21 protein-coding genes are annotated in these 25,300 nt (G+C 49.6%); 2 read left to right on the top strand and 19 right to left on the bottom strand.

Translation table 11 applies throughout. The features are described from left to right. Positions 1-129: 129 nt before the first annotated feature. From murA to AC2JF6_RS04470, 5 genes are all read right to left on the bottom strand, one after another. The gene (gene murA, locus AC2JF6_RS04490; protein WP_500729589.1) at positions 130-1,404 is read right to left on the bottom strand and encodes a UDP-N-acetylglucosamine 1-carboxyvinyltransferase; all 1,275 of its coding nucleotides are present in this window, start codon (positions 1,402-1,404) and stop codon (positions 130-132) included. Between the two features lie 128 nt (positions 1,405-1,532). Further along, on the bottom strand, positions 1,533-3,152 hold the full coding sequence (pyrG, locus tag AC2JF6_RS04485; RefSeq protein ID WP_500729588.1) for a CTP synthase: 1,620 nt from the start codon (positions 3,150-3,152) through the stop codon (positions 1,533-1,535). Positions 3,153-3,275: 123 nt separating this feature from the next. Beyond that, the gene (gene rpoE / locus AC2JF6_RS04480; protein ID WP_500729587.1) at positions 3,276-3,824 is read right to left on the bottom strand and encodes a DNA-directed RNA polymerase subunit delta; all 549 of its coding nucleotides are present in this window, start codon (positions 3,822-3,824) and stop codon (positions 3,276-3,278) included. A gap of 45 nt (positions 3,825-3,869) precedes the next feature. Beyond that, a complete protein-coding gene (locus AC2JF6_RS04475) occupies positions 3,870-4,274 on the bottom strand; it encodes a YwiB family protein (RefSeq protein WP_500729586.1) in 405 nt (134 codons plus the stop codon). A 154-nt stretch (positions 4,275-4,428) separates the two neighbouring features. Then, a complete protein-coding gene (locus tag AC2JF6_RS04470; protein ID WP_500729585.1) occupies positions 4,429-5,604 on the bottom strand; it encodes an MFS transporter in 1,176 nt (391 codons plus the stop codon). Positions 5,605-5,805: 201 nt separating this feature from the next. Here AC2JF6_RS04470 and AC2JF6_RS04465 point away from each other — a divergent pair, with 201 nt between their 5' ends. Then, positions 5,806-7,164: an HD domain-containing protein gene (locus AC2JF6_RS04465; RefSeq protein ID WP_500729584.1), complete on the top strand. Its 1,359-nt coding sequence runs from the start codon at positions 5,806-5,808 to the stop codon at positions 7,162-7,164. A 271-nt stretch (positions 7,165-7,435) separates the two neighbouring features. Here AC2JF6_RS04465 and AC2JF6_RS04460 read toward each other — a convergent pair whose 3' ends face one another. The 5 genes from AC2JF6_RS04460 to AC2JF6_RS04440 form a co-directional block, all read right to left on the bottom strand. Further along, entirely contained in the window at positions 7,436-9,028 is a 1,593-nt protein-coding gene (locus AC2JF6_RS04460) for an ATP-binding cassette domain-containing protein (protein WP_500729583.1), read from the bottom strand. Then, complete coding sequence (locus AC2JF6_RS04455) at positions 9,018-10,619, bottom strand: ATP-binding cassette domain-containing protein (protein ID WP_500729582.1); 1,602 nt, start codon at positions 10,617-10,619, stop codon at positions 9,018-9,020. Before AC2JF6_RS04455 ends, AC2JF6_RS04460 begins: the two co-directional genes overlap by 11 nt. Positions 10,620-10,796: 177 nt before the next feature. Continuing rightward, positions 10,797-11,771 (bottom strand): ribose-phosphate diphosphokinase, encoded by a 975-nt coding sequence (locus AC2JF6_RS04450; RefSeq protein ID WP_500729581.1) that lies wholly within the window; start codon positions 11,769-11,771, stop codon positions 10,797-10,799. A gap of 194 nt (positions 11,772-11,965) precedes the next feature. Then, entirely contained in the window at positions 11,966-12,820 is an 855-nt protein-coding gene (locus AC2JF6_RS04445; protein WP_500729580.1) for a helix-turn-helix domain-containing protein, read from the bottom strand. 56 nt (positions 12,821-12,876) lie between these two features. After that, a complete protein-coding gene (locus tag AC2JF6_RS04440; protein WP_500729579.1) occupies positions 12,877-13,725 on the bottom strand; it encodes an Rgg family transcriptional regulator in 849 nt (282 codons plus the stop codon). A 105-nt stretch (positions 13,726-13,830) separates the two neighbouring features. Between AC2JF6_RS04440 and AC2JF6_RS04435 the strand changes: the two genes are divergently transcribed. Beyond that, on the top strand, positions 13,831-15,087 hold the full coding sequence (locus AC2JF6_RS04435) for an MFS transporter (RefSeq protein ID WP_500729578.1): 1,257 nt from the start codon (positions 13,831-13,833) through the stop codon (positions 15,085-15,087). Positions 15,088-15,151: 64 nt separating this feature from the next. Here AC2JF6_RS04435 and murQ read toward each other — a convergent pair whose 3' ends face one another. The 9 genes from murQ to AC2JF6_RS04390 form a co-directional block, all read right to left on the bottom strand. Then, entirely contained in the window at positions 15,152-16,048 is an 897-nt protein-coding gene (gene murQ, locus AC2JF6_RS04430; RefSeq protein ID WP_500729577.1) for an N-acetylmuramic acid 6-phosphate etherase, read from the bottom strand. Positions 16,049-16,064: 16 nt separating this feature from the next. Then, positions 16,065-18,071, bottom strand: coding sequence for a glucose PTS transporter subunit IIA (locus tag AC2JF6_RS04425; protein WP_500729576.1), 2,007 nt, complete (start codon positions 18,069-18,071; stop codon positions 16,065-16,067). Positions 18,072-18,198: 127 nt separating this feature from the next. After that, positions 18,199-19,062, bottom strand: a complete 864-nt coding sequence (locus tag AC2JF6_RS04420; protein ID WP_500729575.1) for a MurR/RpiR family transcriptional regulator — start codon at positions 19,060-19,062, stop codon at positions 18,199-18,201. A 200-nt stretch (positions 19,063-19,262) separates the two neighbouring features. Next, positions 19,263-20,108 carry an alpha/beta hydrolase gene (locus AC2JF6_RS04415; RefSeq protein WP_500729574.1) on the bottom strand — a complete coding sequence of 282 codons (846 nt, stop codon included), beginning with the start codon at positions 20,106-20,108 and terminating at the stop codon, positions 19,263-19,265. Positions 20,109-20,325: 217 nt separating this feature from the next. After that, positions 20,326-20,574 (bottom strand): hypothetical protein, encoded by a 249-nt coding sequence (locus AC2JF6_RS04410; RefSeq protein ID WP_500729572.1) that lies wholly within the window; start codon positions 20,572-20,574, stop codon positions 20,326-20,328. Positions 20,575-20,794: 220 nt separating this feature from the next. Then, positions 20,795-21,268, bottom strand: a complete 474-nt coding sequence (locus AC2JF6_RS04405; protein WP_500729571.1) for a cysteine hydrolase family protein — start codon at positions 21,266-21,268, stop codon at positions 20,795-20,797. Between the two features lie 179 nt (positions 21,269-21,447). After that, positions 21,448-22,512, bottom strand: a complete 1,065-nt coding sequence (locus tag AC2JF6_RS04400) for a DUF871 domain-containing protein (RefSeq protein ID WP_500729570.1) — start codon at positions 22,510-22,512, stop codon at positions 21,448-21,450. Between the two features lie 136 nt (positions 22,513-22,648). After that, positions 22,649-23,749, bottom strand: coding sequence for a DUF871 domain-containing protein (locus AC2JF6_RS04395; protein ID WP_500729569.1), 1,101 nt, complete (start codon positions 23,747-23,749; stop codon positions 22,649-22,651). A 15-nt stretch (positions 23,750-23,764) separates the two neighbouring features. Beyond that, complete coding sequence (locus AC2JF6_RS04390) at positions 23,765-25,123, bottom strand: PTS sugar transporter subunit IIC (RefSeq protein ID WP_500729568.1); 1,359 nt, start codon at positions 25,121-25,123, stop codon at positions 23,765-23,767. Between the last annotated feature and the right edge of the window lie 177 nt (positions 25,124-25,300).

Genomic DNA, 25,300 nt, shown 5'->3' with positions numbered 1-25,300 from the left:
GTCAAACTGGGCACCAAAAAGGCATGAGGTCTCGCAACTTCATGCCCTTCTAGCCATCATATTTATTCCGATTCAAACCCAACGTAAAAATACCTGCGGAAATCATTCCACAGGTATTTTTCGTTATTCCTATTTATCCGGCACGTCCTGAATCGTGACGTCCGCACCTAACAGGCGCAATTTTTCCTGCACGCGGTCATAGCCACGCAAAATATTGCCGGCGTTGTTGATTACGGTTTCGCCCTCTGCCATCAGGCCCGCAATCATCAGACAGGCGCCGGCGCGGATTTCGCCAGCCGAAACAGTCGTGCCGTGCAAACACGTCGTCGGGTGCACCAAGATGATGTTGTCTTCAGCCTTGATGTCGGCACCCATCTTGCGCAACTGCGCGATGTGACCGATGCGCTTGGGGTAGATCTGGTCAATAATGACGCCCTCGCCGGACTTGGCCGTGAGCAGAAGCGGCGTTACCGGCTGCTGCAGGTCCGTTGCAAAGCCGGGATAGGCCCCCGTCCTGATCTGCGTCATTTTCAAGTCGCCCGCCGGGTAAACGTACAGTGAATCCTCGGCGGCCTCGATGACCATCCCCATCTCCTCAACCTTGGCCAGGTATGAATCAAGGTGCTCTTCAATAATATTATGAATACAAATCCCGTTGCCGATGCAGCCGGCAAGCGCAATGTACGTCCCAGCCTCGATGCGGTCCGGTATAATCGTGTGCGGCGTCTGGGCCTCAAGCCGGTCGACGCCCTTGATCCGGATTGTATCCGTCCCGGCACCACGAATTACGGCACCCATATTATTCAAAAATGTTGCTAAATCGATTATTTCTGGTTCTTTAGCGGCATTATCAATCACCGTCTGCCCGTGCGCCGTCACTGAGGCCATGATGATGTTCATGGTTGCGCCAACGGAAGGCATTTCCAGGTGAATAGTGGCTCCCTGCAAGCCGCTGGCAGGAGCCGTAATTGTTATTTGATCATTGTCATTTTTAACGCATGCACCCAGGGCCTCAAAGCCCTTAATGTGTTGGTCAATGGGACGGGGACCAATATCATCCCCGCCAGGGAAGCCCACAACAGCCTTGCCAAAACGACCAAGAAGGGCACCCATAAAATAATATGAGGCGCGCAAACTCTTGATCTTGCCACTCGGCAATGGGCTCATCTTAATGTTTTCCGGGTTAATGTGCAGGGTTGTTCGGTGAAAATCGCTCACGACGTCCATTTCACTCAGCAAATCCATCAGGTTGCCGACGTCCGCAATCCTTGGAACACCTTCCAAAGTCACCGGGGTACGCGACAAGATGGACGCAGGAATCAGCGCCACGGTTGAGTTCTTGGCTCCACCAATCCAGACATCGCCCTGTAGGGGCTTTCCACCATGAATTATCATTTGCTTCATTGGCGAAAATTTCCTTTTCTATTTCTTTTTGTAATAATAATGTTAAAGGAATTTAACAGAAAAAACAAGGGAAGACTTCTGTCTCCCCCGTTCAAATTTCAGCTTTTGGGATCATTCGGTTTAGCCTGTTAGAGCTTTTCTTCGGTCAGGCCCGATGCAGCACCGATGAAGGCCTTGTAGAGGCCTTCCGGTCTCTGCGGCCGGCTCAAAAATTCGGGGTGATACTGTGCCGCAACGAAGAACTTGTTCTTGGGCAGCTCGATTACCTCAACCAGGTGGTTGTCGGGTGAAACGCCGGCAAAGGTCATCCCGGCTTTTTCAAACGCTTCCCGGTACTCGTTGTTAAACTCATAGCGGTGGCGGTGACGTTCCTGGATGACGTCCTGGTTGTCATAAGCGGCAGCGGTTTTGGTGCCCTTCTTCAGTGCGGCCGGGTAAAGACCAAGCCGCAGGGTGCCGCCGATGTTTTCCTCATCCCGCTTGTCGGCCATGATGTCAATCACGTTGTGCCTGGTCTTAGGGTTGGCTTCAGTGGAGTTGGCGTCCTGCAGCCCTAAGACGTTGCGGGCAAACTCAACGGTTGCCATCTGCATGCCCAGACAAACGCCGAGGAACGGGATGTCGTTCTCACGGGCGTACTTAATGGCGGTGATCATGCCCTCAAGCCCGCGTGTGCCAAAGCCGCCGGGAACGATCAGGCCGTCGGAGTCCTTCATGTAGTCGGCAATGTTGGCATCGGTGACGTCTTCGGCCTGAACCTTGTTAATCACGATATTGCTGTTGTAGGAGTAACCAGCGTGCTTCAGCGCATCGGTGACGGAAATATACGCATCTTCGAGCTCGATGTACTTGCCCACGAGGGTAATTTTGGTCGTGTGCTTCAGGTTCTTGACGCGGTCGTCCAGCCGCTTCCACTCCGCCATGTCGGCTTCCTTCTTCGGACTTTCGATGTGCAAAAAGTCGCAGACCTTTTGGTCCATGCCCTGGTCCTGGAAGGACAGCGGCAGGTCAAACAAGGACGGTGCGTTGATCGATTCGATGATGCGGTCAACCGGAACGTCCGTGAAGGTTGAAATCTTGTCCTTATGGTCCTGGCTAATCGGCATCTCTGCCCGCAGTACCAGCATGTTCGGCTGAATCCCGATGCTGCGCAGCTCGGCAACCGAATGCTGCGTCGGCTTGGTCTTCATTTCACGCGCGGCGTGCAGGTAGGGCACAAGCGTACAGTGGATGTACATCACGTTTTGTTCGCCCACCTCACGGCGCATCTGCCTGATTGCCTCCATGAACGGAGTTGATTCAATATCACCGACCGTGCCGCCAATTTCCGAAATCACAACGTCGGAATCCGTAGTCAGGCCCGCCCGCATGATCTTCTGCTTGATCATGTCGGTAATGTGCGGGATTACCTGGACGGTTGCACCGTGGTAGTCGCCACGGCGCTCTTTTTCCAAGACTTCCTTATAGATCTTGCCGGTCGTCACGTTGGAATACTTGCTAGTGCGCACGTCCACGATTCGCTCGTAGTGCCCCAGGTCCAGGTCGGCTTCCGTTCCGTCATCCGTGACAAAGACCTCACCGTGCTGGTAGGGGTTCATCGTTCCGGGATCGATGTTGACGTAGGGGTCGAACTTCTGCATGGTCACCTTCAGGCCCCGATTTTTTAATAGCCGCCCCAGGCTCGACGCGGTAATGCCCTTACCCAAGGAAGAAACAACGCCACCCGTAACAAAGATATATTTTGTCATTAGCCAAACTCCTTTTTGCAAAAAATAACTGAAAAAATAAAAAAAGCTCCCATACGGGAGCATAATCGCACATAGGGTGCCCAAGCTAAATATTATCTATTTTATGTCCTGAAGTCAAGTAAATTACTCCTCGTCTTCGTCATCGTCAGCCAATTCCGACAACTGGCCCTCGATACCGTCCGGAAGTTCGGTGTCGTCATCATCGTTTGGATCGACAAAATCGTCATCGTCCGCAAAGTCGTCAACCTCATCGTCCGCGGCTGCGTCCAGATCGGTGTCCTCGGGGTCATCATTATCGTAGTCAATGATGTCGTCGCTACCGGTTGCGCTGGCCAGGAAGGCATTAACCTTCTTGTGGTGCGTACTGGTATCTTCTTCGTCCTCATCTTCGGGGTGGTTGACCTCCTCGTCAACCGATTCGTATGGGAACCATGAACGCAGCGCCCAGATATTTTCCCCCATTGAGATAAACTCGCCGTTGGTATTCATATCCGTATAAAATTGGGGCAAACGTTCCCTAATTTCCTCGTCACTCACACCCAAAAATTTTTGAACAGCGTTAACAATATCAGCAAAGGCCATTCTCTTATTGTTGTCTTCTAAAATTGCGCGAGCAACTTCAATCATCGATAATTCGTTGCGATTTTTGTCTTTAAAGTCGTTTAGTCCCACAATGCATTCCTCTCTCTTACCAATCCTTATTATTTTACTAGGCGTTTAAGTAAAAATCAACGTGATGGCATAATTACCTATTAAGTATAGACCACTATAAAGGTCATATTCAATCTGCAGCTGCTGCGTGCCGTCATTTTTAGGGAAAAATTTAATTGTCTTGGTGGAACTGACCAGATCCATCTGGTAGCCCTGGGCCACGTAGCGGCAATCCTTGCGCTCGCCCAGAACGAAGTGCAGCTGGGAATAATTCTGCTTGTCCCCGCCACGCCTGATAATCACGTTGCCCTCTTTAACCAGAATTTTGACGGGAACCACTCCGTCTTCCAAATAGGAAATCCGCGTCGCACCGCCCGCCGCGGTTAATTCGCCCCTGGCGGTTTTCTTAAAGGTGGCGCTCTCCTGCTCCTGTTTGATTATGCTGGTAAAGTCGATTTTCACTTTAGTCATTGCCCGAATATCTTCTCCTCACAAGCCGCGAATTGCCAAAATCCGGCTGCAAATTGCCCACAAGCCGGCATTTACCGGGTCCGGCTCAATCTGCCTATAATTCTACCATAGACTGCGCTTATTGCGTGCGCCCGCGCAACGGGCAAAAACGAACCTAGTCTTCTTTGACCAGCAGCATGTTGAGCCCGCCCAATAGAACCAAGACGCAGCAGATGATAATCAGCGGCTGCGCGCCCGCGTGGTCGAGCAGCAGGCCGGCCGCAATCGATCCGACCGGTCCGCCCACCTGCGTGCCGGTTCTGATCGTTGTCAGAACGCGCCCCAGGTAGCGGTCGGCGGTCGCCGTCTGCTGCCTTGATTCGCCCAGGATATTGTGGACGCTGGTAACCATGGCAAAAAGAAAAACCAGCACCGCGAAGGCGATGAGGTTGGTCCCGCAAAAAAGCAGCAGGCCCAGCGGAAGCGCACTGAGAATCCAGGTCCAGGCCACCGTCTTGCTCTTGGCCGCCATCCGCCCGGAAAAGAGTGCCCCTAAAATGAAACCCAGCATCAAGACAATGTAGAAGGTGCTGTACCATGATGCTTTGCCCGCTTTTTGCGCAACGCGGGGCAGTATTAGGATCATTGCCGGTGCCGCAAATGAATACAGAAGAGACGACCAAAAGTAGCGCTTTAAAAAGCTGTTTTTCCTAATGTAGCGGTAGCCGCTGATTGCATGCTGCCAGTAATTCGCTGCGTCGAACTGCGCCGCTTCCTGGTCATGGTTCTGCACGGGAACGTGCTTTAGCGCACGGATTAAGAAAAAGAGGCCCACCAAACTGAGGCAGCCGCAGAGCAGGATAACCTGGCCGCTCGTTATCAGGACCAGCAGCACGCCGGAAAGTGCCGTGCCAGCAATGCTGACGACCTGGTCAATGATATTGACCTTGGAAATGATGCTGGTCATCGCACCCTCGTCGGGAACCGCCCCCTTCAGAAGAGCCCGGTCGGCCGGACCGAAGAACTCGTCGCAGATCGACAGTAATCCGGCAATGACAATGGCCAAAACATAGTTATGCGTCATGAAGACAATGACGGCGGTCAGAAGAAAAGTCAGGGCCACCTGGATGACCATGGCGTAAATGCTGGTCTTCTTGTAGGAATGGTTGTCAATGAACGGCCCGTAAAAAATCGCCAGGGCCGCAGTCACTGAAAAAATAGCGTTGGCGATGCCAACAACGGTCGAACTATTGGTTTGCACCTGCAGCCACCAGGTGAAGACCAGGCCATACAGTGAGTTGCCCAGTCCACAAAACAGCCGCGAGGTCAAATATGATTTCTTTTCGATCATGTGTTTCCTTCTGAATACTTATGCACAAATTCATCCTAAGTATACCCCAATCTTGCACGTGTGCAATTGCTTTTATTATTTTTTCTAATTTATCACCCAGATTAGCGACTTGTTCTAACCCTAGAACCGCAAGTTTGCTATAATTTAGGTAACTAGACGTTTTTTAACAATTACTGACCAAGCAAATTTTGAGGACTTAACATGCCTAAATTTCACAACACTAAATTAACCAAAGAGGTCGTCCTGCGTGATCCCGTCCACGAGTATATTCACATCGAGGATCAGGTAATCCTGGATATTTTAAAAACCAAAGAATTTCAGCGCATGCGCCGCATCAAACAGCTGGGGCCGATTGCGTACGTTTTCCCCGGTGCCACGCATACCCGCTTCGAGCACAACCTGGGCGTTTACGAAATGACCCGCCGCATCTGCAACATTTTTGCCAAAAAATACCCGTCCCGCACGCCTGGCGACGGGCTATGGGACGACGACAACCGCCTGCTCGTTGAGTGTGCCGGACTGCTGCACGACATCGGTCACGGGCCGTACTCGCATACCTTTGAGCATCTTTTTGGCACGAACCACGAAAAAATCGGGCAGAAGATCATTACGGACCCCAATACGGAAATCAACCAGGTTCTGCGCCGCGTCGCCCCCAACTTCCCCGAACTGGTGGCCAGCGTCATCGCCAAGACCTACCCCAACCCCCAGGTGGTGAAAATGATCTCCAGCCAGGCGGACGCCGACCGGATGGACTACCTCGAACGTGATGCCTATTACACCGGCGTTACCTACGGCGAGTTTGACCTGTCGCGGATTTTGCAGGAAATCAGACCGTACGCGGGCGGCATCTGCTTCACGATGGCCGGCATGCACGCGGTCGAGGACTACATTGTTGCGCGCTACCAGATGTACCAGCAGGTCTACTTCCACCGGGTGGGCCGGTCGATGGAGGTGATTCTGCAGCACCTGCTTGAACGGGCAAAGACAATTTACCAGCAGGGCAAGCTGCAGGTCACGCCAAGTCTGGGCAAGTTTTTGGCTGGCAACTGGACCCTAGAAGACTACCTTAAGCTGGATGACGGGGTGATGGAAACCAACTTTTCAATGTGGACCAGGTCGGGCGACCTGATTCTGGACGACTTGACGAGCCGCTACCTGTTCAGGAAGCCTTTTGCCAGCGTCTGCATCGACCAGGAAACGAAGAACCTGCTGCCCAAGATGCGGGAACTAATCAAGCAGGCCGGCTTCGATCCCGCATACTACACCGACACCAATTCTGCCTTTGACGAACCCTACGACGCATACAAGCCCACGGGCAAAAACGCCAACAGCCAGATTGAACTCATGCAGAATGACGGCCAGCTGATTGAACTATCCCAGTTGAGCCCACTCGTGCGGGCATTGAGCGGCACGCTGCAGGGCGACGAGCGCTTCTTCTTCCCCAAGGTGATGATGTCCGACAGTAGTGAACCGCAAATCTTCGACCCGCTCTACCAGCAGTTCCAGCGCTACGTTAAAAACGGGCACTTGCGCTACCTCCGGCGGCCGCGCAAGTAGAAATGCCACCGGCAAAAATGCGGTTGCGCCTCAAGTTTGCCTGTCTTGGTGAGACAAGCTGCAACAAATGAAAAAGAAGCCTTGCTAGTGCAAAGTTTCCCGGGCAAGCCGCTTCATAGGCGGTAGGCCAGATACTAAAGCAGTGTCGAATTGTCTGTAACCTGCCAAAGCTACACAGGGGCAGGGTCTCTTTTGCATAAATCAGTTAATAAGAATAAAACAGTGCTGAATCATTTTGTGACATTTAATGATCCAGCACTATTTTTGTAAGCTATTGCGTTGACGATTTCTCCAAGTGAATCTCCCGGTCAAACAGCTGCGTCATCTCCTCGTTGAAACTGTGGGCGATGAAGATGACCGTTGCGGGCGTTGATGCAACTACCCTGAGGATTGCCATCGTGGCCTTCTGGTCGATTGCGCTGGTGCCCTCATCAATCAGGATGACCGTGCTTTCGTGGGCCAGTACACGCGCTAACACAATCTTTTGCCGCTGACCACCTGAAATATTGAGCTTGTTCAGGTCAATTGGCTGGTCCAGCCCACGGTCAAACTTGACAATGTCGCTAGTTAGCTGGACTTTCTCCACAAGCGACGGCAGAAACTGCTTTAATTTATCCGCAAACATCGTCATGTTGTCGGCGATGCTGGCCGGGAAGAGGACCGGTTCCTGTGGTATGTAGCCTACGCGGCCCATGTCGGGTTTGACCGCTTTTCCTTCTTCGTCCAAAAAGGTGACTGTACCCGAGCTGGCCCTAAGCTGGCCGAGCATCAGCTTAAGCAGGGTCGACTTGCCGGCACCGGAGTCGCCGGTTAACAGAATCTTTTCACCATTCTGCACGTCGATGTCGGGGAAGTACAGACATTCACCGCTAGGAAACTGCAGGCTGAGGCTGCGCGTGCTGATTGCAGCGGGGGCAGCTGCATCTTGGTCTTGGGGTTCTGCAACGGGACGGGCGGAAGCAGCAATTTCGTAGTTAAGCTTCTGCGTGCCCCTGATTCTGCCGTAGGCTTCAACCATCAGCTGGATGCCCGTGGTCAGGTAGTAACTGCAGTTGCCGACAGCGACAATCACGCCGAAGGCGACCAGTCCCCGCTTAATCAGATAGCCTGCAAGCACAAATAAAATCAGGCTGAACAGGGTCGACACCAGGCCGTTGGCCACAGCCAATTCCTGCAGCACGGCGGTTTGCTTGACGTTAGCGTCTTCCAACTTTTTACCTGCCTTGCTGGTAACGCTGAAGAGCTTTTCACCAGCAAGGTAACGCCTGAGTTCGTCCAGACCGCCCAGCCATTTGCCCAGACTGTCAAGATACTTGCGGTTGCTTTCCGAGATCCGCAGTGCCGCCCTTTGCATTTGCTTTTCCAATAACTTGGGCAACAGAAGCGAGACGGCCACCATGACGATGATCGTCAATAGCAGGCTCCAGTGTAGCGCAAGCAGCAAGACGACCACCGACACAAGGATAGTCAGTCCCCCGATAAATTCCATGAAGGCTTCCAGGTAGTTTTCCAGGTTCTGCACCAGGTCGTTAGTCAGCCGGTTCTGAACCTGCGCCACCGGGTGGGACAAGTGGTCGTGGTAGAAGTGCTGCGTGATCTTTTGCCGCAAAAACACGTAGTAGAGCTCATTCTGCTCGGCTACCAGGTAATCGTTCAGGCCCTGCAGCAAGTAGTTAACCAGAACAATGCCAAAGCTGGTCAGGGTCAGCACCAGAAAGGCCGGCCAGTTGCGCTGCTGGATTGCGGTCGTTTCCATCATTACCACGGCGGTTGAGACAATCAGGAGTGCGTAGATGATAACGTCATTGCCCATCATGAGGATGAAGCGCAGGGGGTTTTGCTTGTAGTAATCTTTAATCGACATTTTTTTCGCCTTTCTTATTATCTGCCCGCAAGTGAATCTGGTAGTCAAAGCGACTGGCCAGTTCCGGTCTGAAGTTGTGTGCGATTAGGATAACGGTCGCATCCGTATCCAGCAGCTCGCCCACAATCGCGCTCGTGGTCCGACTATCAATTGCACTGGTGGCCTCATCCAAAAGCAGGAACTGCGCATCATGAATTGCGGCCCGGGCCAGCACGACCTTTTGCTTCTGACCGCCCGACAAGTTGTCCTGATCAAGGTCAATGACCGTCTCGCCGTGACTAGGGAACTGCGCCAAATCTGGGGTCAGGCGCACCTTATCCACAAACTGATCAACATGGTCTGCCAACTTGGAACTAAACATGGTAATGTTGTTGGCAATCGTGTCCGGAAAGAGGCTGGCATCTTGGGCAATGTAGCCCAGGCGTGCTTCTTGCGGGGCCACCCGCTGTCCTTTTTCATCGGTAAAAAACAATTCACCGCTTGCGGGCTCGACCTGCCCCAGCATGACCTTGAACAGGGTTGACTTGCCGGCACCGGAGTCGCCGACGAGCAGCACCTTGTCGCCCCTGTTGACTTTGAAGTCGGGGTAGGCAATCGTTTCACCGTTATCATACTTGACCACCAGATTCTTGCTCTGGACGCCGCACACGACTGTGCTCTGCGGCTTCGTGGCAACCGGTTGGGTAACTTCGGTGACTTCTTGGCGCAATTTCTTCGTCGACTTGATCCTGATCATTGCACTGATGATTTCCCACAGACCGTTAAAAATCGTTGAGGTAAATTCAGAACCCACGAACCAGTCGCCCAGGCTGACCTGCCGGCTGAAGTACAGGATTCCGCCCCAAAAGCCAGTGCCCACCTGACCGATGGCGTTGCCCAGGCCGTTAATGCCCGTCGAAATGCCCTCGTAGCGTTTCTTGGCAATGTTGGCTCGGGCCAGTGCCCGGCTGCTCTGAGTGATTTCTTGGTCCAAGCGCCCTCCCGCCTTGTAGCGGCGCAGTTCGCTTAGTCCCGCGAACCAGTTCTTAATTGCGTCGAGCAGCTCCCCGTTTTTCCTTGTTGCGTTAATCGAGGCCTGCGCCATCTTCTTCTCAGTGATTTTAGGCAGCAGCAGGACGATTGTGACGGTAACTGCGGTTGACGCAATCATCGACCAGTGCAGCGTGAACAGGGCGGTGAGGGCCAGCGCGACGTTGAGCAGGCTTTGCGCCGCCCGCATCCAGGGCAGCGCATAGTCATCTGCCAGCACCTTCAGGTTGTTGCCCAATTGGTTCTGCATCTCTGCAACCTTGGCCGTCCCCTGTGCATAATAATTGTTCATAATTTTTCCACGCACCTGGTGAAAATAATCCTGCACCTGCTTGTTGTACAGGTAGGTGGCAGCCGCGCGCAGCAGAACCGCAGTCAGGTCACCGGCGGCGAACGCTAGCAGCCATAAGACAAAGTGCCACCACTTGTTGGCAGTCAGGTCGTTAATGGCATATTTGAGCAGGTAAGTTGACGCTGTCGATGCGAGTGCGCACGCACTGCAAGCCAGCATGATGATAGCTGCCCGCAGCGGCTTAACCCTTATGATTCCCTTTAATGACATTGCTCCCATCCCTTCACTTCTTCGTTTTTTTGCTTATTTTTATTAAACTCTAATCATCCTCTAAAAGCATTGAAATTTAAGCAAGTGGGCGCTGTGCATACCCAAGTGGTCAATTTTACGCAGCAAAAAGCCCGCCACCATTTTTGGGTGACGGGCTTAATTTTTAAACCTGTGAAATTATTCGTGCTTATCTTTTTGGTATCGGGTGTTAAACAGGGGGCTGAGCGGTTCATTCCTCTGGATGCATTTGATAGCATCCCCAATCAGTGGTCCTACTGAAACAAGCAGGGTCTTGTCCAGCTTCTTTTCCTCTGGCTGGTTGATGGAATCCGTCAAGACCAAGTTTTTAATCGGAGAATCATTTAGTCGTTTAGTTGCCGGGCCGGACAAAACGGCGTGGGTTGCGCTGGCATAAACTTCCGTTGCGCCTGCATCAATCAGTGCCTGGGCCGCCAGCGTGATCGTGCCCGCAGTGTCAATCATGTCATCAATAATGATTGCGCGCTTGCCCTTCACGTTGCCGATAATATTCATTACCTCGGCAACATTGGCCCGCGGACGACGCTTATCGACAATTGCAATGGTTGTGCCCAAGAATTCAGCTAATTTTCTGGCCCGGGTAACGCCACCGTGGTCCGGTGACACGACCACTGCATCCTTTTCAAGGTGGTTGCTCAGGAAGTAGTCGGCGAGCAGCGGCGCACCCATCAGGTTATCAACCGGAATATCGAAGAAACCCTGAATCTGCGGAGCGTGCAGATCAAGCGACAGCACCCGGGTGGCGCCAGCCTCCTGCAGCATGTCGGCCACAAGCTTAGCCGTAATCGGCTCACGCGGACGGGTCTTGCGGTCCTGGCGCGCATAGCCGTAATATGGAATCACGATGTTAATCGTCTGGGCGCTGGCCCGGCGCACGGCGTCAATCATAATCAGCAGTTCCATCAGGTTGTCATTAACCGGAACGCTCATCGACTGAATCAGGTACACGTCCTTGCCCCGGACCGACTCATCAATGTTAATCTGGATTTCACCATCGCTAAAGCGCTGAACGCTGGACTTGCTAAGGGGGATGCCAACCCGGTCAGCAATTTTTGCGGCAAGCGGCACGTTCGAATTAAGGGCAAACAACATCATATTGTCTTTATAAGACATAATTTCCTCCGTAAAAAACTGTTAACAACTTATTATTTTACCAAAAGTTATCCGAAAAAGTTATTCTCTTATATTATTATTCAACTTTACCACGCGACATTCAAGCCTTTATGGTTAGATACGTCAGCAATTTAGTAAGTTTTGCTGTTTACAAATAGCAAAAGCACACGGTCTCTCCCCAAAATCGCCGGCTGCTACTGCTCCTTGTATTGGTCAAAAAATTTCTGCCCTTCTTGGCCGTATTCGGGCATCCCCAGCAGGGCATAATTAGCGATGGCCCTTTGCGCCTGTGCTAAATGCTCTGCCTGCTTGTCATCATGGTAGGCAACCATATTTTGAAGTATTACGAGCATGTTCTTGATGAAAAACAATTCCTGTCTGGTTGGGATTTTACCGGCCGCTTCAATAAATGGTCCTGCTTTTTCATACCTGTCTTTTTCAATGCACTCAATCAAAATATTCGCACATATGCCCAACACTGCTTCTTGAATGCTCGTACTTTGCGACTGGCCGAATTGGTTGATTACACGTCTAGCAAGCACCACATTGCTTTCGAAGTCGAAGTAAGGAACCAGGTTGGTATATAGACGCAGTCTTTTTTCATCTAAGTTATCGGAACTAAAGATCAGTTCCTTGAGCTTTTGCAGCCCCTCAGCGCCCAACATAGAAAAATCATCCGTTATGTCAGCGATGGCCTCATCGATTAGTAGGAGCTGAATATTCATATTGACCCCGCCCATTTTTTCAACGCTGCGTCTCAGGCTCTGCAGCCGCTCGACGTCTCGCTGGTAATAGGCTTCATTGATTAGCTGACCCACCTCTTCGTTCTGGTCATACTTGGCCTTGTCCGACCAGCTCAACTTGCTGAAGAAGGCTAGCAGGTTAACGTTATTGGCACGAAACAGACTGAGCAGGTCCTCGGCCGTAATGCGGTGAATGTTCTTTTCCACCTTGGAATAATACGACGTGCTGACCACGCCGCCGACCCACTCTTTCTGCGTCTTACCCTGCTCCAGGCGGTATTGCCGCAATAATTCTCCGATTGTCATCACGCTTGCCTCTTTCTTATTTGATCAAAAAATTTCGAATATGACATTTTTTTAATTTATTTATTTGCGACTAGAAGCTCTTCTAACTCCTTACCATAATCTGGCATTCCCGCCAATTTGATACTTTCAATTATTATTTCCGATTCATCTAGATATTTTTTATCATGATTATCTTGATATTTAACTATATTATAAAATGCTGGTATTAACATTTTATAAAAGAAAACTTCCGGCTTCGTTTTTATTTGATTTGCATAACTAACAAACACTGCAGTTTCTTCAAATCGCTTATTTCTAATACAAAAAATCAGCATGTTGATAATGATGGCCAAAATTTTTTCTTGTATTTTGATACTGCTTGATCCAACAAACTGTTTTACTATCTTTTTAGACAGCAACAAATTGCTATTCAAATCATAAAAGCTCATGAAATTACAGTATATAATCAATCCATCTTCATCAAAATTAGAAATATTAAAAACTTTTTCTTTCATTCTGCTTATAACTTCTTTATCCAACATCGTATAGTTTTTATTAATTACCGCAATATAGGCATCAATAAGAAGCAATTCATCATTTTTATTAGGTAATTCGCCTTCAGCAACTAAATCTCGTATTTGTTGTAACTCTTTTTTCGAATTTTGGTAATATGCTTCATTAATGAGTCGGTTTATTTCTAATTCTTGTTGATGAATCGATTTGTCTTTTTGATTTAATTTGCTGAAAAAATTAATCACCGGAATTTGATTAGAGTGTAGTAAATCAATTAAGTCTTCTGCAGAAATTCTACTTATATTTTTTTCTACTTTTGCATAAAATGATGGACTTATTACGTTACCTACCCACTGTTTCTGTGTTTTTCTTTGATTTATCCGATAATCTTTTAACAGTTCCCCAATTGTCATTTTTATTCCTTCTAACTTTAAACTGTCAAATATGACATTTCCCTCTTTTTCATTATAACCAAAATATACTAAACATATCGTTAAGTTAAGAAAAGAGGTAAAAACATGAACATCTTTTTAAAGAATAAAAACTACAGAAAATTTACAATTGCCAGCTGGTTATCCGGTGCAGGCAACATCCTTTTTTACCTGGCACTCATGACTTATGCCAGCAAATTAAAAAATTACTCCCTAGCATTATCTTTGATTGCGATTACCGAATCGCTGCCTGATTTAATTCAAAGTCTCAGTGGCTACCTGGCAGACCGGACGCACAATAAGTACCGCGTAATTGTCTGGCTTGCAGTCATCCGCTTTGCCCTATACATGCTGGTAGGTCTACTATTTGTCACCAATATTGCCGGCTGGAACCTAGTTTTAATGGTTATCGGACTCAACTTTGTGTCTGATCTCTCCGGCATGTATTCTGGTGGATTACAAACACCCTTAATTGTTGGTCTCGTCGGTGAAAATGAAATGGCTGAAGCCCAGGGCTTTACCAGTGGCGTATCACAACTAATTACGTTGGTCGCACAATTCGTCGGTTCCGGGCTCCTGCTCTTCATGTCATACTCAGAACTAGCCATTGTCAACGCACTGACCTTCTTAGCAGCCGGCTTACTCTATGCCAACATTGGCGCAAGTGTTCGCAAGCAGCAGCCTGACCAGAAAGAAGAGGTCAACGACCAAAACTTCTTTGCCACGATTGGCTCATCATTCAAGCAAGTAAGGAAAGCCCACGGACTCTTAACGATCGTTTTAGTTGTAGCTATGCTTAATGGTCTGCTCAGCACGGTTGAGCCACTAATTTCAATCGTTATTGCCGGCAACAAAAGCATGCTTATCGGTAGCTATAGTTTCACCATCGCACTTCTAGGAGCCGCTGCCGCAACCGGCTTAGCTCTTGGCAGTGCAGTCGGAACCAAGCTCCTTAAAAACACGTCGCTTTTCCAGCTATCTTTATTATCTACTATCAGTAGTGCCATTATGGCCGTTAGCATTTTAAACAAAAACAGCGTATCCTGCCTTATCTTAATGGCCATCCTTGGTTTCTTGATTGGTACAATCAGTCCTAAGTTAATGCAATGGTTGGTGGTCTCCGTAGATCGTAAAATTTTAGCTTCTTCAGCCGGACTTTTAAACACAATCTTAGCAATCGCTGGCCCATTAATGACGACATTATTTACCACCATAGCTGGTACAATCAACGTTAATTATGCCCTGTACGGTGTCCTAGGATTTAGCGCAATTGTCTTCACTGTTACTTTGATTGTAATGATAAAAGTCAACAAAACAAAACAAGCAACGCCGGCAAAGCAATAAACAAAAAAGCTTTGATTAACTTTTAAGTGTGTCAAAGCTTTCTTTTTACTCAAAATGCGGTAAATTACTTTTCCTGCAGGACTCGGCCGACGTTCCCGTCGTGTGCGGCCAAAAGCGTGGCGGCTTCCGCCCTGTTCTTGCCCGTCTTGAGCATCACGATGGCCAGGGAAACATCATTGTCTGTTTTTTTCAAAAATGCGCGTGCACGGTCAAGGCTGGCGCCCGTGACCGCACTGATAATGCGGCAGGCACGGTCGACCAGCTTAGTGTTGGTTGGCTGCACGTCAATCATCACGTTCTGGTAAACCTTGCCCTGCCTGATCATCACGCCAGTTGAAATCATGTTGAGAATCATTTTCTGCGCGGTGCCCGCCTTCATCCTGGTCGAACCGGTGATGACCTCGGGACCAACGACCGCCTCAATCGCAATCTCGGCGTGGTGGCCGATCACGGAATCGGGCACGCAGGCAATGGCCACGGTCAGGGCACCGACCTGTTTGGCGTAATCAAGGCAGCCGACAACGTAGGGCGTGCGGCCGCTAGCCGCGAGACCCAGAACAGTATCTGTCGCCGTCAAGTTCAATGCACGCAGGTCTTTTTCACCAAGCTCCGGCGAGTCCTCGGCCCCTTCAACGGCAGCAAACATCGCTTCACGGCCACCGGCAATGAGACCAACGGCCCGTTCCGACTTGATGCCGTAAGTCGGCACCAGTTCGGCGGCATCAAGCACGCCCAGCCGGCCGCTAGTGCCCGCTCCGACGTAAATCAGCCGGCCGCCACGGGCAAAACGGGAAGCCGCCCCATCAATTGCACGGGCAACCTGCTCGTCCTGACTGCCGACGGCGGGAGCGACCTTCTGGTCTTCAGCATTAATGGTTTTAACCATTTCTTTTGTCGACATCTGGTCGATCCCCATCGTCAGTGGATTACGCGTTTCAGTTACTAAATTTTTGATTTCCATAATATGCTCTAGTTATTTACTTGGTTGTGACCGTGATTGCATTTTGGCCAGCAGCAACCTCACCCGGCGTCACCGGCGTAAGCGCGGCAACCTGGTCCATGTTGGTAACGGTAGTGATGACGTCAATGCCCTTGCCGGCGCTCTTGATGGCGGCAATATCCATCTGCGCTAAAACGTCGCCGCGCTTGACCCCCTGGCCGCTGTGGACCATGACGTCAAACGGTGCACCCTTTAGGTCAACGGTATCGATACCGAAGTGCAGCAGGATTTCCAAACCGCCCGCGGCCGACTTCATCGTGATGGCGTGCTTGGTGTCCATGACGGTCACAATGGTGCCGTCCACGGGCGCAACGATCTTGCCGTCTTTTGGCACCACCGCGAAGCCGTCACCGACCATCTTTTGTGAAAAAACATCGTCGTCAACTGCAGCTAATTCTTCAAGCTGACCACTGACGGGGCTGGCAAAGTCAAGTGCAACACTTGCGGCATACTCACTGCTTTCGCTGGTCGACAATTTAACTTCAGTAGCAGAAGCATCTTTTGCATCCGCAACTGCTGAGCCGTCTTCATTCTTAGCCACCATGGCACTCTTCGGGACACCCCAGAAGTAGGTCACGATGAAACCGCCGATGTAAGCCGAGATGAGACCCAGACAGTAAATAAGTGCCTTATTGTTGGCAATCAGCGGAATCAAAGCTACGCCAGACGTACCGATTGCAATCGAGCCAACGTTGCCGAAGGCGCCTAAGACGGCACCACCAATTCCGCCGCCGATACATGCAGTGATGAACGGCCGACCCAGGGGCAGCGAAACACCGTAGATTAACGGCTCACCAACGCCCAGAATACCAACAGGCAGGGCACCCTTGATTAATTTAGTCAAAGCCTTGTTCTTGCGGCACTTTACCCACAGGGCAATTGCCGTACCAACCTGACCGGCACCAGCCATCGCTAGGATGGGCAGAAGCGGCGTATTGCCCAGCTTTTGAATCATTTGCAGGTGTATCGGGGTCAGAATCTGGTGCAGGCCAAACATTACCATCGGCAGGAAAACCGCACCAAGGATAAACCCAGCAATTGGTCCGCCAACCTGCAGGACCCAGTTGATGCCGCCAACCAGGGAATTCGATACCCAGCCTGCAAACGGCATAATCAGAAAGATTGTGACCAGACCCATTGCTAACAAAGTTAGAAAGGGCGTTACGATAATGTCAATCGACTCAAGGATGTGCTTGTGCAAGTACTTCTCCACGTAGGACAAGAGCCAAACACCCAATAACACGCCGATGATGCCGCCTTGACCAGCAGCCAAAGGCTGTCCGTTGAAGATGTTGGGAATTGTCATTGGCGCAACCACGCCTGGCAGCATGATGACCGCACCGATAATACCACCAAGGCCCGGTGTTGCATCAAATTCCTTGGCCGCATTGATACCAACGTAAATATTCAAGTAGGCAAACAAACCGTTGGCAATTACGCCCAAAACGGTGATGCCCAGGTTCCAACTGGCCGGCAGCCAGTGGGCCGTCATCATGTTGCGCAGAATGCCGGATACGCCAGAAATCAGACCAGCACCGACAAAAGCCGGAATCAGCGGCACAAAGATAGCGGAAATGTGCTGCAGAGCCGCGCGCCACCAAGTTTGCTTCAGGCTTTCTTTATGTGCAGCGTGGACCGCATTTGCCTTTTGCATTACTTCATTCTTGTCTTGCTGGTAGGAACTGCTTGCGGCACTGTCAGCTGTGGTTGGAAAGGGATCGTTTTCCTTAACGCCGGCAGCTGCAACCATGTTCTGGGCTACCTTGGCGTTAACGCCCGGACCTAACACTACCTCAAGCGTCTGGCCCTCAACCACGCCCAACACGCCGTTGACAGCTTTTAACCCGGCAACGTCGACCTTATCCTCATCCCTAATTGCAATCCGGATACGCGTCATGCAGTGATAGAGTGATTCAACGTTTGACATTCCACCAATATGGTCATAGATTTCTTGACCCATCTTGGCATACTTGTCTGTACTCATTTTTGCCTCCTAAATTTAACAATAAAATCAGTATAAAATTAATCATACCAATTTGCAATATAAAATATAAAATTATTGTTATTACAATATTTTATTTAAATAAACTGTATAGACCAATTATTAATAACTACTTTTTAAACGCAGCCCGATAATCTTTCACCATCGCCCGTGAAGCCGCAATTGCCTGTGAACTATGCTCAAAGTCCCGGCTGAAATACAGGTAAAACAGGACGTCAATCACATAAAATTGACCTGTAATCGAATTGGTTGCGCCTACCCGTACATCCGGCTCGATTGGCTTGCACGTCATCAGCGCCCAGTTGGCCTTCGTGCTCAAACTATTCTGCCCAAACATGGTCAGAGCAATCACCGCAATGCCATGCTTGCGCGCCCAGTCAGCCAGATAAAGGCATTCCGGCGTCTCGCCCGAATTCGAAATGAGCCATAAGACGTCGTGCGCTCCGGCGTTGGTCAGCTGCGCCAGAAAGACGTGCATGTCCTCGCCAAACAGCACGTTGCAGCCAACCCTGGTCCACTTTTGGTAAATGTTTCTGGCCGCCAGGGCCGAGGCCCCCACGCCGAACACGTAAATTCGGCCCGCGTGCAGCAAGCTGCTGACAACTTTATCGCAAGCCTTTTCACTCAGCAATTCTTTGGTCTGGTTAACGTTCTCCATTTCATTTTTAATCAGCCGGTTGCCGATTGATGCAAACGACTCGTTAGCCGTGATGTCCAGGTGAGGGCTCGCCTGCGCATCCGCCCCGCCGGCCAGGTCAGCGGAAATCATCATCTTCATCGCCGTGAACGATTCAATCTGCAGACTCTTCACCAACCTGGAGACGGTGGCGGCACTCGTACCCGAAGCCTTAGCCAGGTCACTAATCCCCATTTTGATAATTTTTTGCGGATTGGCCAGGATGTAGTCCGCGGACTTTTGCTCTGAAGCCGTCAGGTGTTTGCGTGTAGCCGCGACGCGATTTTCAAAATTCATCTTTACCCTCTTTCAAGCGCCTATCATCGTCTTTTAAACTTAAGTTTACGCTTTCATTATATATTTTTAAAATATTTTTTCAATGATATTAGTGTTTTTGTGATAATTATTTTCATAAAACAACTTATCAAGCTTAACGCAAACAAAAACCGCGTATTAAACGCGGTTTGCAATAATAACAATCTTGTGGAAAGCGCAGTCTACGGCCACAAAAACTTAATCAACTGGCGGTCGACTTGCCGGTTCTCGTGCAGGCGGCTGTGCTGTCCGCCCGGCCCGACAACCTTGTATTCCGCGTAGGATAACGCCCGCGGCGTCACCAGGTAGCGCAAAGACTGCGAGGATGCATTCGTCACGTCGCCGTCCGCGTGCGTGCCGTCGTCTTTGTCGCCAAAAATATTCAGGACCCGGACCTGTTTTTTAGGGTACTTCCGCCGCAGCCCGAGCAGTTCACGGTAGTCAGCATCCATCTTGTCCGGCTTGCCCTGGGCGTTGAGCTTGCGCCGGTTCGGCTCGTCATTTTGCCCGATAATGCCATTGAAGTGACCGGCAATGTCGACCTGCTTGCGCAATTTCGGCAGCGTGCCCTCACGGGCGTTGTCCAGGAGGTAATAGACAATTGCCATGTTGCCCATGGAGTGCCCCACCAAATTGATATTTTTGATGTGATATTGCCGCTGCAGCTTGAGGATAACGTTTTTCAGCCAGCGACCGTCTTCGTGGTAATCAGCGTTACGATTATCCTGAAACCCAACCTCGACAATCGGATTGTGTGCGTTCGCCGGAATCTGCCCCACTAATTTCACCCCGCCCCGGGGATTAACGATCGCCTGGGTAACGCTGCTGGTGGCACCGGCCTTGCGTGCGGCGGAAGTCATCTGGCGTTCCGCGTTCACGCTGCTGCCCCAGCCATGCAGAAACAGTGTCGGCGTGGACTTAACGGCCGCCGTTTTGGAAGCCGGACCTTCCTGCTGGTGGCAGCCGCTGCTAATAACTAGTAAAAACAAAATCAATCCGGTCAAAAACCACGTGTGCTTCTTTGACATCAGTCTGCATCTCCTCTTTTAACAAGCGGGCACTAGCGAGCTGCAGAATCCTGTCTGCCAGTCACGCTCAGACAGGATTGCGCCCGGTGACAGCCGCTCCCGCTCACCCAACCTTTTTGCTGGATTAATGTTAATTTACTCCTTATAGTCAACGTTAAGTCAACCATTTTGACGCATTTTTTGATCCCGCACTTCGCACGCGCGGTTCGCCGCACTATCAGCTGTGCCTTCTCTTGTACCAGTCCCGGATGTCCAGGGACGTGGCAATTAAAAAGTAGGTAAAGAGAACCACAAAGGTGATTAAGATGGCCTTAGCAAAAATGCCGAAATTAAACATCACCGTCATTATTAAAAACACCACGTAAAGTGCAGCAAGCGGGAGGACAATGCGATTAACCTTGTGTTCCCGGGCCAGCGCGTGGATGCCCTTGCTTTCGTTTAGGTCTTTAAGTATTTTTTTAGCCATCATATTCACCTCAAATATAAAAGTAAAATTAATATTTGCTTAATATTAGCACCTTAACATCAAAAAATAAATAAATTCTCACTTTTATTTGCAAACTTTGACTTCACCGCCGGCAATTACTATTCACATACAAAAAAGCTGCCCCGCAATCCGTTACAGGTGCGGAACAGTTTTCACTAGCAGCTTGAATTGCAGGGGTCATCACGGCCCAACAACCATGCTACTCAACCAGCATGAACTCGTCGGTCGTCAAGCGGTGTGCGCCCAACCTGGTCAACAGGTGGTTGTAATGCTGACGCATCGGCTTAACCACCGAGTCGTGCGCGTCGGAAATCAGGGTGACTGAATAGTTGCGCTCAAGTGCACTCTTAACCGTTGCCTGGACGCAGGTCTGGCTCGTCAGGCCAACGACAAAGAGGTTCTTGGGCTGCGCTTCCTTTATCGTCTGTGCAAGCGCTGAAACACTAAATGCGCTTGGTTCCTTTTTGGTGAACACGGGCGCATCATTATCCACAACCAGTTGGGGATAGAGGCTGCCCAGATTATGGTGCTTAACGTAAAGAACGGGCTCACCCTTCTCCTGAAACGTTCTGATGATTTTGTTAACACGTTCTAAAAAGGCAGACTTGCCACTTAGAAAACGCATATTTTGCTCTTGAACATCAACTACTAACAGCAAATTATCGGTTGGCATTATTTTCCTCTCACTCGCTAAAACATATAACCTAATTCATAAGTTAAACATGAATGCAAAAATACAGAAATTCCTGAATTCGATTACATTATAACGCGATATTTGCGGCTTGCAATGTAATCTGCTTTACATTTGTGCAATTATTTTGTCACAACAAGCCGGGACTTGATGCCAACAATTTAATCCCCTTTTTGGTCCGATGCCAAGCGAAAAAGCAGCTTGGTCCCCGGTCCAACCTGGTCGAGCAGGGACAAATCAGCCGCAACAATTTCCCCCAAAACGTTTACCCGCTCATCGGCAGGCAAATCCCGCTTTGTGATCTGCAGTTCCCCCTGGTAACGCAGATAGCGCGTATTATCACACGTGATCGTGCCCCGGGGACGCGGCCGCAGGCCAGGCTGCGGCTCAACGCTAAACAACTGTCGCGTCCTGCCCTCGGTCAGGCGCACCACATCCCGTGCAACATCGGACCGGTTGTGCCATTCATGATCGAAGAGCACCGGCAGGTCAGTATCGACGTGCAGGGTCAGCGCATGTTCCTTTTGATAGTTCTTAAAATTCGTAATCATCTCCGGGGATAAGGCCGCATCCCCCACAAAAACGTGATCGCAGCCTAAATTGGACAAATCAAGCGCAGCAGCCAGCGGATTTTTGTCCCGGTCCCCTTCAAGCGTCGGCAAGCCCGCATGGATCGGTCCCCGTTTGACGCTGTCCCCCGCCACAAAGGCAATTGTCTCCAGCCCATTTTGGTGCAGCCAATCGTTCTTCTTCTTGAGCCAACCGCTATCGAGCCCGGTCTCGGGGCGCGGGTAGTAGTTATGCCAGGCCTTAAGCTGGCTAAAGTCGGCACCATGCTCACGCAAATAGGCAATATCATCCGCACTGATTGTGCTCGCATTGAGAGCAATCGGCATCTGCTTGGAAAGCTTGGCGATGGTGGCCAGTGCGACGCCGTCGTCAATTCTAAGTCCGGTCAAGTGCAGGCCTTTTAGCTGCTCCGTGTTGCTAATCGCTATGCCCAGATTACGCAGACCCTCTTTTGAAACATCGGCAATAATGGCAGTGCCCAAGTTGTCGCACCATTTAGTTAGCTCCTCCAGTCGGCCCAGCATCGCACTAGTGTCATCTTCCGGAATATGCAGTGACGTAAAAACGGTGGCAAAGCCGGCATTGTGCATTGCAAGCAAATAATTGTAATCTTGCGCCGTTAAATCACGGTTAAGATACATTGAGAACCCCAACATAACCTTTCATCCTCTCCCAATTTTTGAATAACGAACTCACTCACACTATTATACTATTTATTTTGGAAACAATAACCGCAATATAAAAGCCGTGAGACAAAGGCCCACGACTTATTATGAATAAACAATTTATTACTTACGCATTTTCTTGAAGCATAAACGTGCTCCACGGCTCTATTAGAGCAAGCAGGTCCATGTCATCGCTCCGCAAATGACCGACCAAATTGCGCCTGCCATCATTTTCAAACGGCCTTTGCACAATCTGCAGCTCGCCCTTATAACGCGGGTAGTCATCATTAACTATAGCGACGTCGCCCCGCTCAAAGCTCGCGTTAGCAGCATTAGTGGCCGGGATTGATTCCTCGGCAAAGACCACGCGCGGCTTAGTGTCACGCAATAAGTAGTCCGAGGCGTCACCACGGTAGAGGTGCGGTTCCTGGAGACAAATCTTGCGCTCCAGCGGCTGAACCTCCCCTTCAAAGTCAACACCCAATACTGGAAACGGACTGGTAAAAGCCTTGGCTGCAGCGGCCAGTTCGTCTTCGCTGGCAAAGGCGTTGCCGATAATAATATCGTCAATCACCTTGGTCAAGCGCAGGTGCGTCACCTGACTGAAAATATTCCGCTTACGGTCACTCTCCAGTGTTGGCAGACCCTCATGAACGGGCCAGGGACCAAACTGGGCTTCCTTAGACGAGATGAAGGCTGCGGTGTGCAGACCGTAATCACGGTACTGCATGGAGTAATCCAAGAAGATTTCTTCGCCCAGGCCAGTATATTCCTGCGGGTAGAAGTTGTGACAGCCGATCAGGTTGTCACCTTCCGGATCATAAGCCATGATGCTGTCCAAATAGTTGGTGCCCCGACTCATGTTCAGTTCAATCTTCAGACCATACTGGTTGTGCGTCATGGCTGCTTCCTCCATGCCGCTGAAGCCTTCGTCCAGACGCAGGCCCCATACGCCCAGGTCGTGGAAGAAGACCAGGTCATTATAATCAATCTTCAGTTCCTTGAACAGAACGGGGTTGATGTCAACAACCGTCTTAAAGCCCAATTTGTTTGCATAGGCAACATCTTGCTTCAGCCTAGCCAGCAAGTCCTCGCCGCTTGCGCTCTTAAGCTGCAAAAGCGACATGAAGATGCGGCGATAGCCGTACTTATATGCCAAATCCATGTATTCCTTGTCCCGGTCAAAGGTGCTCTGTTCGGGATAAAGCGAAATTCCTAACTGTTTCATGTATTGCTACGCTCTCTATGCAACTTCGTCAGGCTTGACGTTATTGGCAATCTTGACAAACGGTACGTAAATCAAGAAGCCAATAATCATATTAACAACCTGCAAGACAACTGCGCGCCAATCTATTGTACCTAAGAAAGCGTTGATAAACGGTGGCATTGCCCACGTTATCTGACTTCTTACTGGATTAACCCATCCCATACTCAATGCACCGTAGGCAACTGAAACCATCACTAATGGGGCCAGAATAAACGGAATGAAGTAAATTGGGTCAAGCACAATTGGCAGACCAAACATAGCTGGTTCATTAATGTTGAAGAAGCCCGGAACAAGTGAAACCTTTGCTACTGCTCTTTGGTCCTCGCGCTTAGAGAAAATCAAAATAGCAATCAAAAGTAATAGAGTGGAACCTGCACCACCAATCCAAACGTAAAAGTCAAAATCGGCTCTTGTCCACATGTAAGGTAAGGGCTTTTGAACCTTTGCAGCGTTCATATTAGCAATTAACGCGGTTGTCCAAATACTTTCCGTAATCGGTGCAAGTACGTTGGTTCCGTGAATACCAAAGAACCAGAATAGTTGAACCAGGAAAGTAACCAGCAGAACTGATCCATAGCCTTGGCTAATATTCATTAATGGTTCCTGAATAGTCTTTGAAATAAAGTCAATAACCGTCGTCTGATTTAGACTAAAGAGATATTCAATAATACCAACGGTAAAAATACCAGCGGTTGCCGGGATAATACCCGTGAAGGCATTTGAAACTGCCGGCGGCACACTGTCTGGCATCTTAATTGTGATTTTTTTCTTCATGAGCACAATATAGATTGTTACAGCAATTGCCCCCATAATCATGACGGTAAAGAAACCGGTAGCACCGAAGTACTTGTTGAAGTTGAAGTAACCCCATGCAGAAACATTTTTGCCAGTTACAGCTGTTCCGGCATCAGTCAAAGTTTTGACATCACCCTTAGATAAAGCTTTTCCCAAATCAACTGTAAAATTCTGTGGTAAGCCTGAAATAAAAGTACCCAAACTAACTAACCCACCAGTAATTGGTTCTACTTTATACTGAACAGATAACTGATAGCCAAAGGTAAAGGCAAAAAGCACAGCTAGAACAGCAGTAGTTCCTGTCCAAACCATGGAGTTAATACCAATCAGCCATTGCATTGAGTTGACGATGCCCATCCAGCCTAACTGGGTCGGCAAATCTCTTACCAGGGCATTTAAAACACTGGCAACGGAACCAGCCATAATCAACGGCATAATAGAAATAAAGGCGTCACGCAGGGCAACAAGCCAACGAATTGACCCAATCTTGGCTGCAATAGGAACAACCCACTTGTTCAACCAATTAATCAATTTATTCATATTCTTCCTCCTCACTATATCTCACTACAGCTGTAGTATAACATATATTTTGGAAGCGTTTTACTATAAATGGCTGAAATTCTTTGTGGCTGTGGGCCTTCTAAATTTGGTATATACCACAATAAAGTGTATACGATAAGCTATTGGGTCAATCTTTCAAAAATGGTATAGGCCAAA

The organism is Lactobacillus sp. XV13L, from assembly GCF_059900875.1.
Note: the sequence above shows the minus strand (reverse complement) of the source record. Positions and strands in the feature narration are given on the sequence as shown.